General features: G+C 33.6%; 13 protein-coding genes. All 13 read left to right on the top strand.

All coding sequences use genetic code 11. The annotated features are described in order from the left end of the window. Positions 1 to 40 precede the first annotated feature (40 nt). The gene (locus EXD82_RS07090) at positions 41 to 1,102 is read left to right on the top strand and encodes a FecCD family ABC transporter permease (protein WP_142536217.1); all 1,062 of its coding nucleotides are present in this window, start codon (positions 41 to 43) and stop codon (positions 1,100 to 1,102) included. Then, positions 1,099 to 1,881: an ABC transporter ATP-binding protein gene (locus EXD82_RS07085; RefSeq protein WP_142536216.1), complete on the top strand. Its 783-nt coding sequence runs from the start codon at positions 1,099 to 1,101 to the stop codon at positions 1,879 to 1,881. Before EXD82_RS07090 ends, EXD82_RS07085 begins: the two co-directional genes overlap by 4 nt. A 470-nt stretch (positions 1,882 to 2,351) precedes the next feature. Next, the gene (locus EXD82_RS07080; RefSeq protein ID WP_142536215.1) at positions 2,352 to 3,737 is read left to right on the top strand and encodes an aminopeptidase; all 1,386 of its coding nucleotides are present in this window, start codon (positions 2,352 to 2,354) and stop codon (positions 3,735 to 3,737) included. 22 nt (positions 3,738 to 3,759) lie between these two features. Continuing rightward, positions 3,760 to 5,133 (top strand): peptide MFS transporter, encoded by a 1,374-nt coding sequence (locus EXD82_RS07075; RefSeq protein ID WP_142536214.1) that lies wholly within the window; start codon positions 3,760 to 3,762, stop codon positions 5,131 to 5,133. A gap of 102 nt (positions 5,134 to 5,235) precedes the next feature. After that, the gene (locus EXD82_RS07070; protein ID WP_142536213.1) at positions 5,236 to 7,020 is read left to right on the top strand and encodes an aminopeptidase P family protein; all 1,785 of its coding nucleotides are present in this window, start codon (positions 5,236 to 5,238) and stop codon (positions 7,018 to 7,020) included. 248 nt (positions 7,021 to 7,268) lie between these two features. Continuing rightward, positions 7,269 to 8,246: an ABC transporter substrate-binding protein gene (locus tag EXD82_RS07065; RefSeq protein WP_330573759.1), complete on the top strand. Its 978-nt coding sequence runs from the start codon at positions 7,269 to 7,271 to the stop codon at positions 8,244 to 8,246. After that, positions 8,233 to 8,982 (top strand): ABC transporter permease, encoded by a 750-nt coding sequence (locus EXD82_RS07060; protein WP_174919187.1) that lies wholly within the window; start codon positions 8,233 to 8,235, stop codon positions 8,980 to 8,982. Before EXD82_RS07065 ends, EXD82_RS07060 begins: the two co-directional genes overlap by 14 nt. Then, positions 8,979 to 9,560: an ATP-binding cassette domain-containing protein gene (locus EXD82_RS07055; RefSeq protein WP_174919186.1), complete on the top strand. Its 582-nt coding sequence runs from the start codon at positions 8,979 to 8,981 to the stop codon at positions 9,558 to 9,560. The genes EXD82_RS07060 and EXD82_RS07055 overlap by 4 nt, the downstream gene beginning before the upstream one ends. Before the next feature lie 136 nt (positions 9,561 to 9,696). Continuing rightward, positions 9,697 to 10,008, top strand: coding sequence for an ArsR/SmtB family transcription factor (locus EXD82_RS07050; RefSeq protein WP_142536211.1), 312 nt, complete (start codon positions 9,697 to 9,699; stop codon positions 10,006 to 10,008). A gap of 86 nt (positions 10,009 to 10,094) precedes the next feature. Next, on the top strand, positions 10,095 to 11,108 hold the full coding sequence (locus EXD82_RS07045; RefSeq protein ID WP_142536210.1) for a permease: 1,014 nt from the start codon (positions 10,095 to 10,097) through the stop codon (positions 11,106 to 11,108). Positions 11,109 to 11,131: 23 nt separating this feature from the next. Beyond that, positions 11,132 to 11,581, top strand: coding sequence for an arsenate reductase/protein-tyrosine-phosphatase family protein (locus tag EXD82_RS07040; protein WP_142536209.1), 450 nt, complete (start codon positions 11,132 to 11,134; stop codon positions 11,579 to 11,581). 53 nt (positions 11,582 to 11,634) lie between these two features. Further along, complete coding sequence (locus EXD82_RS07035) at positions 11,635 to 12,258, top strand: flavodoxin family protein (protein ID WP_142536208.1); 624 nt, start codon at positions 11,635 to 11,637, stop codon at positions 12,256 to 12,258. Between the two features lie 163 nt (positions 12,259 to 12,421). Continuing rightward, entirely contained in the window at positions 12,422 to 13,504 is a 1,083-nt protein-coding gene (locus EXD82_RS07030) for a M24 family metallopeptidase (RefSeq protein ID WP_142536207.1), read from the top strand. Positions 13,505 to 13,506 lie beyond the last annotated feature (2 nt).

The following is a 13,506-nucleotide window of genomic DNA, read 5'->3' as shown; positions in this document are numbered from 1 at the left end:
TTAAAACTTGATTATATAAATGGATAGGGAGTTAGTATTTATGAAGGTAGACAGTATAAAAAGACCTTCAGGCAGTATTATCTGTATTATCCTGGTTTTGGGGCTGGTATTTTCTGTACTGGCCTCAATTACTTTTGGGAATGCCGATATATCTGTTGAGGAGGTGTACAAAGTAATTGGATATGAAATATTCAAGATAGATAGTATGAAGTCGTATTCAGAGGGAGCAGTTCACGATGTGGTATGGCTTATAAGATTTCCTAGAGTAATCGTTGCGCTCTCTGTAGGAATGGGACTTGCTGTATGCGGTGCAGTTATGCAGGCAGTTGTAGACAATCCGCTTGCAGATCCTTATATTCTAGGGGTATCTTCAGGTGGTTATCTTGGAGCGGCGCTTTCTATTATTCTTGGGATAGGTAGTGCGTTTGGGGCAAATGCAACAGGAATAATGGCTTTTATTGGAGCTATGGTGGCATCTTTTTCCGTTTTGTATATTTCGCGAATAGGTGGAAAATCAAACTCCATAAAGCTTATTTTATCAGGGGTTGCAATAAATGCTGTATGCAGTGCATTTGCAAATTTTCTTATATATATAGCCCAGGACAAAGGGGCAGCTGCAGAAATATCTTACTGGAGTATGGGAAGTTTTGCATCTGCAGACTGGGAGAAGGCATTTATTATTTTACCTGTAATAATTATTGTAACAATAATCATATGGACTCAGTACAGAAGTCTGAATATGATGCTTATGGGAGACGATACCGCAATTACACTTGGAACAGAGCTTTCAAAAAAGAGAGCTATATATATGATAATAGCTTCTTTTGCTGTAGGGTTTTCTGTATATGCCGCGGGGATGATAGGATTTGTAGGTCTTGTTATTCCGCATGCAGTTAGGCTTGTGTGTGGTACAAACTACAGAAATCTGATTCCTGTATCGGCTCTTTCTGGTGCGATTTCTCTGATATGGGCCGATGTTTTATGCAGGATTATACTTGAAAACTCAGAAATTCCAATAGGTATAATAATCTCTCTTGTTGGAGCGCCTTGTTTTATATATCTTATGGTTAAAAAATCATATGCAACAGGGGGTGCAAGATGAGCAAAATAAATATAAAATCTGACACAGGTATTTCTGCAAATAAAATAGAGGTGTCATACGGAGCAGAAAATATACTAAATGGAGTGGATATATATGCAGAAGACGGAAAGATAACGGGAATAATAGGTCCAAACGGAAGCGGTAAATCCACTCTACTGAAGTGTATATACAGAACTTTGAAGGCAAAAGAAGGAACAATTATGATAGATGGAGAAAATATCGAGGATATGAGTTACAAAGACTCTGCCAGAAAACTTTCTGTAGTTGCACAGCACAACAGCTATAGTTTTGACTTTTCTGTTGAAGAGATTGTACTCATGGGTAGAAACCCATACAAGAAACTTATGGAAAAAGAAAACAGAGAAGACTATGACATTGTTTATGATTGCCTGAAAAAAGTAGGGCTTGAAGAATTTTCAAAGAGAATGTATTCGACTCTATCAGGTGGAGAGCAGCAGAGAGTTGTACTTGCAAGAGCACTTGCACAAAAAACAAAGTATATAGTACTTGATGAACCTACAAATCATCTCGATATAACTCATCAGCTACAGATAATGAGACTTATAAAAGAGTCTGGAATCACTGCTGTTGCAGCTGTTCACGATCTGAATATAGCAGCTATGTTCTGTGATGTTATATATGCTATGAAAGATGGAAAGGTTGTATCATATGGAAAAGCAGAAGAAGTTATTACACCAGAAAATATAAAACTTCTTTATGGTGTAGAATCGGAAATTGTGAGAGATAAAAACGGAAAAGTTCATATTTTATTTTTATAGGTATAATCAATAAAAAGCAAGGTATTTCTCTGGAAGAATGCCTTGCTTTTCTATTTATAAATAAAATTAAAAACTGTAAATCTATACAATTTTTTTATTGATAGTCTATAAAAACCGTAAAAAATATACATGAAAAAAGTTTTTACTTATTATATATTAAAAACTATAGTTGTTAAAAAAATAATAAAAAATTATAAAAAACGTTTTCTAAAAACTATAAAAAACAGAAGATTTAATACAAATATTACAAAAATAAAGAAAAATCGTGAAAAAAGTTTTCAGTAATCTTTAAAAAATAAATATAAATTGGATTTAAAGGCATAAAAAATATTTTTTTGTGATATAAAATATCTATTATTAAAATATAAATAGACTGACAAATCAAAAAATTTAATAGACAAATTTTGAACAAATAATTATAATATTAATTGTCTGAGCAAGATAAATTATTTAAATAAGGAGAAATTGGAATGGAACGAAATAATATGTGGAAACAGTATTCTGAAGTTCAGATAAATGAACTTGAGAAAGTAAACAGTCGTTACAGAGAGTGTTTAGATGCTGGAAAGACAGAGCGTGAATGCGTGAAACTTTCTATTTCAATGGCTGAAAAACATGGTTACAAAAATCTTGAAGATTGTGTAGCTGAGGGAACAAAATTAAATCCCGGTGATAAAGTATATGTAAATAATATGGGTAAATCACTTGTATTATTCCAGGTAGGTAAAAGACCTCTTGTTGAGGGGATGAACATACTTGGTGCACATATAGATTCACCTAGACTTGATATCAAGCAGAATCCTTTATATGAGGACAATGAGCTTGCATATCTTGATACTCACTACTATGGTGGTGTTAAAAAATACCAGTGGGCTACAATACCACTAGCTCTTCATGGTACAGTTGCTAAAAAAGACGGTTCTGTTATAGACATAGTTATTGGTGAAAAAGACGATGATCCAATACTTATGATAACAGATCTTCTAATACATCTTTCAGCTTCTCAGCTTGAGAAAAAGGCAAGCGTTGTCATAGAAGGTGAAGGACTGGATGTTCTTGTTGGAAGCAGACCTCTAAAAGAAGGAGAAGAAAAAGATCTTGTAAAAGCTTCTATACTTAACTATCTAAAAGATAATTTTGATATGGAAGAAGAAGACTTCCTTTCTGCTGAATTTGAAGTTGTTCCAGCTGGAAAGGCAAGAGAATGTGGACTTGATAGAAGTATGATAGCAGCATATGGACAGGACGATAGAGTATGTGCATTTACATCTTTATTCGCTATGCTTGAAGTTGAAAATCCGGAAAGAACAAGCTGCTGTATACTTGTTGATAAAGAAGAAATAGGAAGTATGGGTGCTACAGGAATGCAGTCTCGTTTCTTTAAGATTGCAGTTGGAGAACTTATGGCTCTTACTGATACTGAGTCTGCACTAAAAACTGAAAAAGCTATAAGAAATTCATATATGCTTTCTTCAGATGTAAGTGCTGCATATGATCCACTTTACTCAGAGGCATTTGAAAAGAAAAATACAGCTTATTTCGGAAGAGGTATAGTTCTTAATAAATATACTGGAAGCCGTGGTAAAAATGGATCAAGTGATGCAAATGCTGAGTATATAGCAAAGATAAGAAAAGTATTTGATGATAATAAAGTTGGATTCCAGACTGCTGAAATGGGAAAAGTTGATTTCGGTGGCGGTGGAACAATCGCATATATAATGGCAAACTATGGAATGAATGTAATCGATAGTGGGGTTGCGCTATTATCAATGCATGCACCATGGGAAGTTGCAAGCAAGGCCGATGTATACGAATCATATAAAGCATACAAGGCATTCCTTAATGATATGGAATAATAAGTAAAAATGGAGGAAGAAAATGGAATCAACAAAAAGAAAAAAGGGATTCTCTAAAGGATTCTGGATGTGTGGATGTACAGAGATTTTTGAACGTCTTGCATACTACCTTGGACGTTCATTAATACTTATATTTGTAACAGCATCTGTTGCAACAGGAGGACTTGGCCTTTCTGATACTACTGGTGCTACAATGCAGTCTATGCTTACTGCATTTGCTTATCTTGGACCATTAGTAGGAGGAGTTATAGCAGATAGATATATAGGTGGTCGTTATACTACTCCAATAGGAATGATAATAGTTGGTATAGGTTATTTCTGTGGATCAATGGCCAAAGATGCTACAATGGTTTATGTAATGATTATATGTGTCAGTGCAGGTCTTGGTCTTTTCAAGACAGGAGCTATGATAGGACGTATTGTAACTGATAAAGAGCAGCTTGACTCAGCTTTCTCTATACGTTATACACTTGTTAACACTGGTGCATTTATAGGTACTTTCCTTGTTGGTATATTATACAAAGATGTATTTGCTCACAATGGTGTACTAGGATTTTCTCCTTGTTTCAAACTTGCAGCTGCATCAATGTTCTTAGGTGCTATATGGTTTACTTTTGGTACTCGTTACATGGGTGATGTAGGTAAGAAACCTTTCAAACTTGAAAAAACTGCTGAAGAGCTTGAAGAAGATAAACACAAAAAAGAAAAAGGACAGTCTACAGAGGCAAATGCACCTCTTACAGTTATAGAAAAGAAAAGAATTGCAGCTATATTCCTTGTATCTGGTTTCTCTATAATATTCTGGATATTCTGGAACCTTGCATATCTTCCAGTTTACTACTACTGGACAGAAAATATGAACTGGGTAGTTGCAGGATATGAAATTCCTACAACTTGGTTCGACGCAGCAAACTCTTTCTTCTGTGTTGTACTTGGACCTCTTACTGCTATGCTTTGGGCTAAACTTGCAGCAAGACCTCAGGGAGATATGAGTTTATTCCGTAAAACAGGATTCGGACTTGCAATACTTGGATGTTCATATATATTCTTTGCTGTACTTGATATAGCAAGAGGTGGAGAGCAGATAAGTGTTCTATGGTTAATAATATTCGCATTCATATTAACAATGGGTGAAATGTTCTTCTCACCACTAGGACATGCATTTATAAGTAAATATTCACCAAGCCGTTACTTATCTACAATGATGGCTGTATGGGGAATAGCTACTTTCGTTGCATCATTATGCTATGGACCTCTTTATGGTTTAACATTTGAAGGTGGATTCAAATTCTCAAGTGTATGTATAGGTATAGCTATAGTTGCTGTTGTATCTGCAGTAATACTATTCCTACTTGATAAAAAACTTTCAAAACTTGTTGAAGATGATGCAGAATAATAAATATTATATTGGATTAAAACATAATAAAGTGCTCATATAAATATAGATGAACCGCCATAATTTTTATGGCGGTTCATTAATAGGAAAGAAGGTTAAAATATGAATGTTAAAGAAATATTAGTAGCTCTTCGTGAAGAAATGAGAAAAAATAATATAGATGTATATGTTGTTCCAACAGCGGATTTTCATCAGTCTGAATATGTTGGGGAATATTTCAAGGCAAGAAAATTTGTAACTGGTTTTTCAGGATCTGCAGGAACAGCTGTTATAGCTCTTGATGAAGCGAGACTATGGGTTGATGGAAGATATTTTATACAGGCTGAAAAACAGATTGAGGGAACTGGTGTTGAAATGATGAAAATGCTTGAGCCTGGATACCCTACAATAAACGAATATCTTGAAGAAAAAATAAAAGAAGGTATGACAATAGGATTTGATGGAAGAACTGTTTCTATGGGAGACGGTATAGCATATAGATGCATAGCAGAAAAAAATGGTGGTTCTGTCTCATATGATAAAGACCTTATAGATACTATATGGAAAGATAGACCAGAACTTTCAAAAGAACCTGCATTTATGCTTGAAGAAAAATATACAGGCGAATCTATAGAAAGCAAGCTTTCAAGAATAAGAGAAGAAATGAAAAAAGCAGGAGCAGAGTCTCATATACTTACTACACTTGATGATATATGCTGGACTCTTAATATAAGAGGAAATGATATAGAATTCTTCCCTCTTGTATTATCATATGCTGTAATAAATATGAATGATATGCATCTTTATATAGATGAATCAAAATTAAACAACGAGATAAAAGCCGAGTTTGAAAAGAATAATATAAAAATACATCCATACAATGATATATATGAAGATGTAAAATCAATGACAGTAAATTCAGTAATGGTAGATCCTACAAAGATAAACTATGCTATATACAGTAATATACCTGAAAGTATTAAAAAAATAGAAGAAAGAAATCCTGAGATACTTTTCAAATCATGTAAAAATGAAGTGGAAGTTGAAAATATGAAAAAAGCTCAGATAAAGGATTCAGTAGCTCACGTCAGATTTATGAAATGGATAAAAGAAAACTACGACAAAGAAGTTATAACAGAGATGAGTGCATCTGATAAACTTGATGAGTTCAGAAAAGAGATGGGCGGATTTATAAGACCAAGTTTTGAACCAATAAGCTCATATGGTGCTCATGCTGCTATGTGTCACTATACTTCTTCTCCGGAAACTGATGTACAGCTTAAAGGAGGAACAGTATATCTTTCAGATACTGGTGCGGGATTTTATGAAGGTTCTACAGATATAACAAGAACATTTGCTCTTGGAGAAATACCGGAAATAATGAAGGAACACTTTACTCTTGTTCTTATGTGTAATCTAGGACTAGGAAGTGCTGTGTTTATGAAAGGATGTACAGGTATAAACCTTGATATACTTGCAAGAAAACCACTATGGGATAGAAGAATTGATTTTAACCATGGAACAGGACATGGTATGGGATATCTTCTTAACATACATGAAAGTCCTGCAAACTTTAGATGGAGATACAGAAAATGGGATAGCGATGTTTTACAGAAAGGTATGATAATAACTGATGAACCGGGAATATATGTAGAGGGATCTCATGGAGTACGTCTTGAAAATGAACTTCTTGTATGTGAAGATGAAAAGAATGCCTATGGAGAATTCATGAGACTTGAACATATAACATTTGTTCCTATGGATCTTGATGCAGTTAAAGTAGATATGCTTTCTGATGAGTATAAAAAACTTTTAAACGATTATCACAAGGAAGTTTATGAGAAAGTTTCTCCATACCTTGATAATGAAGAAAAAGAATGGCTTAAAAAATATACAAGAGCTATATAAAATTTAATAAAATGAAAAGCCATCTTAATCCAAAGGTGGCTTTTTAAAGTTGAATTTATTGTACGAGATTTTATTATATCTAAATAGCAGTATAAATATATGGTAGAAAAAGCAATAAAATGGGTAATATAACAACTGAGAAATATATTACTAAAAGTATGGAGGGCTAATTGTTTAACAATTCTTGAAATTAAACAATAAAACGACTACAATTAAATAGTAATGACTTTTAAATAGGAGGGATTATCTTGAGAAAAAAATTACTGGCAATCATAACCGCATCAATTATGGCGATGTCAATACTTGCAGGTTGTACAAAACAGGAAGAAGCAGTGACTGCAAAGGTAGCTGCTCTTAATGGACCTACAGGAATGGGTCTTGTAAAAATGATGGATGATGAAAAGGATACAGATAACTATGAGTTTACACTTGTAGGAGCTCCGGACGAAATAACTGCTAAACTTGTAAAAGGTGAATATGATATAGCAGCTGTTCCGGCAAACCTTGCATCAGTTCTATACAACAACACAGAGGGAAATATACAGACACTTGCTGTAAATACTCTTGGTGTGCTTTATATAGTTGAAAATGGAAATACTGTAAAATCAGTTTCTGATCTTAAAGGAAAAACTATATATGCAAGTGGAAAAGGATCAACTCCTGAATATGCTCTAAACTATATACTTGAGCAGAATGGAATAGACCCTGCAAAAGATGTAACAATAGAGTACAAATCAGAGCATGCGGAATGCCTTTCTGCAATGGCAGCTGATGAAAATGGAATAGCAATGCTTCCACAGCCTTTTGTTACAGTTGCAATGACAAAAAATCCTAATATAAGAGTTGCAATAGACTTAAACGAGGAATGGGATAAACTTAATGCAAAAGACAACGAATCTGGTTCTCTTATAACTGGAGTAGTAGTTGCAAGAAAAGATTTTGTTGAAAAATATCCTGAGAAAACTAAATCATTCCTTGAAGAATACAAATCATCTGTTGAATTTACAAACAACAATATAGATGAAGCAGCAGCACTTATAGGTGAAAATGATATAGTTCCAGAAGCCATTGCTAAAAAAGCTATACCTGAATGTAATATAACTTTCATATCAGGCGACGAAATGAAGACTAAATTAAGTGGATATCTTAAAGTTCTATCTGAAGCAAATCCAAAAGCGGTAGGTGGAAAACTTCCTGGAGACGATTTCTACTATGTTGAACAGTAAAAAAGAAAATATAAAAGCTGTTTTTATATGGCTTTTCATATGGCAGATATTCAGTATGCTTGTGGGACAGGAGATACTTTTAGTATCTCCTATCTCAGCATTTAGGAAACTTATTGAGCTATCTGTTGAAAAAGAATTCTGGATATCCATTATAAATTCATTTGTGCGGATAACATCGGGATTTTTTATTGCTTTTATATTGGGAAGTATATGTGCTGTGTTTTCATACTTCAGTGAAAAATTCAGAATAATGGTCGAACCACTTGTTCTGACAGTACAATCAGTTCCCGTTGCATCATTTATAATACTTGCTCTTGTGTGGATATCATCTGAAAATCTTTCTACATTTATATCGATGCTTATGGTATTTCCGATAGTATACAGAAATATATTGACAGGTATAAACTCAATACCAAAGGAAATTGTTGAAATGACCAGGGTATTCGAGGTGAAAATATCTGATAGAATCAGATATATCTACCTTTCTGAAATGGCTCCATATATAAAATCCGCATGCAGTGTGTCTCTTGGTCTTTGCTGGAAGGCTGGAATAGCAGCAGAAGTAATAGGAATACCGGATGGATCTATAGGGGAAAAATTATATACAGCAAAAGTATATCTTAATACTCCTGAGCTGTTTGCATGGACTATAGTTATAGTTGTGATAAGTATATGTTTTCAGAAGATATTTCTATATATTATCAACAGAATACTCGAAAGGATGGGGATACTGTGATTTTTATTGACGATATCAGCAAGTCATTTGATGATAAGTGCGTAATAGATGGATTTTCTGAAACACTTAAGGATAATACAGTTTATTTTGTGACCGGAAAATCGGGCGTGGGAAAAACAACTCTGGCAAGATTAATAATGGGTCTTGAAAGTACGGACAAAGGGAAAATAAAAATAAAAGACGGATCTAAAATCTCTGCTGTATTTCAGGATGATGCACTCTGCGAAAATATGAGTGTATATCTTAATCTGAAGGTTGTATCTGGAGCATCTGATGATGACATAAGTTCATATCTTGAAAAAATTGGGCTTTCAGGATACGAAAATAAAAGAATAAGAGAGCTCAGCGGTGGTATGAAAAGAAGGGTGGCAATACTCAGAGCGATTCTTTCTGAGTATGATTTTATAATAATGGATGAACCGTTCAAAGGTCTTGATGCGGAAACAAAGCAAATAGTGATGGATATGGTTATTGAGAGTATAGAGGGAAAATGCGCTCTTATAATAACTCATGATATATCTGAAATAGATTATTTTAAACTTAATATGAGATGTGATATAAAGACGCTTAATATATAGGCGTCTTTTTTATTATTAGAATGAGAATATAGAATTATATAACAAAACATATCAATTTTTTTTGATATGAAGTTGACATATATCTTATGGAATAATATAATAAACATATCAAATATATTTGATATGAGGTGATTTTATGGATACAGTCTACGCTTCTGATGCAAAAATATTTAAGGCATTTTGTGATGAAAAAAGACTGAGAATACTTGAGCTTTTAAGAGATGGTGAAAAATGTGCGTGTGTACTTATAGAACATATGGAAATTGGTCAGTCATCGCTTTCATATCATATGAAAATATTATGTGAGTCAGGAATTGTAGAAAGTAGACAGGTTGGAAAATGGACTCATTATAAAATAAACGATGAGGGAAGAAAGCACGCCCTTGAAAGGTTGCTTCGGATAACTGAAACAAATACAAATCCGATAATCTGCAACTGTGAAAAGTAAAATATATTATAAAGGTCATCTAGATAGATGACTTTTATAAAGAATTATACATCAAAAAAATTTGATATGAAAAAGGAGATACAAAGATGGAATATGTAAAAACTGTATTTTTGTTTATACAAAATCAGATTCTTGGGATGAAATGGTTAAATGAGCTTATAGCTAATGGACTTACATCTGTTGGGTTGGATGTAAACGGAAAACTTGGTGGAAGTGTGAATTTCTTTATATACGATGTTGTAAAGATAACGATACTTCTTTGTGCACTTATATTTATGATTTCATATATACAGAGTTATTTTCCACCAGAGAGAAGTAAAAAAATACTTGGAAGATTCAACGGGATATGGGCAAATATTGTATCAGCCCTGCTTGGAACAGTAACACCGTTTTGCTCATGTTCATCAATACCGCTTTTTATAGGATTTACAAGTGCAGGTCTTCCTCTGGGAGTAACATTCTCTTTTTTAATATCATCACCAATGGTTGATCTTGGAAGCCTACTTCTTCTTATGAGTATATTCGGAGCAAAGGTAGCTATTGTATACGTAATAGTTGGACTTATAATTGCAGTATTAGGAGGAACTCTTATTCAGAAACTTCACATGGAGGAATATGTAGAGGAATTTATAAGAAACGCATCTTCTATAGACATAGATTCTCCGGAACTTACAAAACATGACAGACTTATATATGCAAGAGATCAGGTTGAAAGTACTTTTAAGAAAGTATTTCCATATATATTGGTGGGAGTTGGTATAGGTGCGGTAATACATAACTGGATTCCAGAAGAAGTTATACAGACTGTTCTTGGAGGTAAAAATCTTTTTGGAGTTATACTTGCAGTAATAGTTGGAGTTCCAATGTATGCGGATATATTTGGTACAATACCGGTTGCGGAGGCACTTCTTTCAAAGGGAGCACAGCTTGGAACGATCCTTTCATTTATGATGGCTGTTACAACACTTAGTCTGCCATCAATGATAATGCTGAAAAAAGCGATAAAACCAAGACTTCTTGGAGTATTTGTAGCGATATGTACAATAGGAATAATAATTGTAGGTTATCTGTTTAACCTTGCACAGGGAATGCTTATATAATAAAAACACAGGAGTAAAGTAATATGAACAGCAATTTTGAAAATAATATAGAAAAGATAACTCTACAATGTGAAGGAAAACCTAAAGTTGCATTTATATGTGTTCACAATTCATGCAGAAGTCAGATGGCTGAGGCTCTTGGAAAGAAGTTTGCATCTGATGTATTTGAAAGTTATTCGGCGGGAACAGAGGTAAAGGATAGAATAAATCAGGATGCATTTCGTTTAATAAAAAAACTATACGATATAGATATGGAAAAAACTCAGTACAGCAAACTTACAGAGGATATACCGGATATAGATGTAGCAATATTTATGGGGTGTAATGTAAGCTGTCCTGCTGTATTTGGTTATGATTACTCAGAAAACTGGGGACTTGATGATCCTACAGGAAAAAGTGATGAAGAATTTGAGAAGATAATAGATAGAATTGAGAAAAATATTATTGAACTGAGAAAAAAACTGATGCCTTAACATTATATATGATAAAATTTACTGTGTAGAATATTGTATATAGGAGTGATTTTATGAAAGTATTAATGCTTAATGGAAGTTCAAATTTAGAAGGGTGTACATATACAGCTCTTTGTGAAATAGGAAAAGTTCTAAATGAAAATGGGATAGAATATGAAATATTTCAGCTTGGTTCAAAACCTATAATGGATTGTATGGGTTGTGGAAAATGTCAGGGAAACGGATGTATATTCGATGATGACAATCTTTCAGAGTTTCTTGAAAAAGCAAAGGAAGCTGATGGGTTCGTATTTGGAAGCCCTGTTTATTTTGCACATCCAAGTGGAAGATTACTTTCATTTCTTGACAGAGCATTCTGTTCAAGTTCAAGAAAAAAAGTATATGTTCTATTTGCAGGAAAGCCTGCTGCAGCAATAGTATCAGCAAGAAGAGGTGGTACAACAGCATCAGTTGATGTAATAAATAAATATTTTGGAATAGCATCTATGCCGATAGTTTCATCTTCATACTGGAACATGGTTCATGGAAATACTCCAGATGAAGTTAGACAGGATCTTGAAGGACTTCAGACAATGAGAAATATAGGAAGAAATATGGCGATGATGATTAGAGCATTTAAAAACAGCGATGAAAAAATAAATATAGAAGGTGATTATAGTACTAATTTTATAAGATAGGTTTATCAATAACAAAATTTTATCAATAAGTATTTATTAATAAAAATAAGATATTGAAATATGTTTTAATAGATGTATTTGTCAGAAAATTAGTGATATACTAAAAGGGTGGATTGATAACGTTCTCACAAACGTATTATAAACTTTACCTGGAGGTATTACTATGAATGCTTTTGAAAAAATAAAAGAAATGCTTAATGAAAGAGGTATAGATGGAATCTATGTATCTCAGCAGGCAAATGTAAACTACATAACAGGTTATCCGGATGAGCTTGCATATGCTGTTATAGGTCAGAACGACAAATATGTAATAACAGATGGAAGATTTGTTGAACTTGCGGAAAATACATGTATACCAAATGGGTTTAAGGTACTTAACTGGCATCTGTTTGATAGAAGTCTTCCAAAGGCTATATCTCACGTATGTAGAGAGTGTAAAATAAAAAGACTTGGATTTGAGGAGAAGTTCACGACATATGATAAATATACAGAGTTAAAACAGCTTCTTGAAAATGATAATATAGAACTTGTTCCGGTATCAGGTATGATTGAGGAACTTAGATATACAAAGAATGATGAGGAGCTTGCAAATTCAAGAAAGGCATGTGAGATAGCTGATAAGGCTCTTGAAGAACTTATACCATATATAAAACCGGGTGTTTCTGAAAGAGAACTTTGTGCAAGACTTGAGTTTTCAATGAAAATGAACGGAGCACATGCTATAGGTTTTGAAACAATACTTATATCAGGAGAAAAAACATCTCTTCCACATGGAAAACCGGATGATAAAGTTATAGAGTATGGAGATTTTGTTACAATAGATTTCGGTGCAATGTACAATGGATATATATCTGATATGACGCGTACATTTGTTGTAGGTGAAGCGAGTGAAAAACAGATAGAGATATATAATCTTGTAAAAGAGGCACAGGCAAAAGGTCTTGAGTGTATGAGAGATGGTGCTCATGCTACAGAGCCTGATACAGAAATAAGAAAAATAATCAAAAAATATGAAGAATACTATTATCCAGGTATGGGACATGGTGTAGGTAGAGATCTTCATGAAGAGCCATTCCTTGGAAACTATGGAACTAAGACTATGAAAAAAGGATGTATAATAACTATGGAGCCTGGTCTTTATATTCCTGGATGGGGCGGAGTAAGAATAGAAGATACTGTATATATAAAAGAAGATGGTATAGAAATACTTACAAAATTTCCAAAAGAATTAATGGTATTAAAATAGAA

It is taken from the genome of Peptacetobacter hominis (assembly GCF_006861675.1).
Classification (GTDB): Bacteria; Bacillota; Clostridia; order Peptostreptococcales; family Peptostreptococcaceae; genus Peptacetobacter; species Peptacetobacter hominis.
Note: the sequence above shows the minus strand (reverse complement) of the source record. Positions and strands in the feature narration are given on the sequence as shown.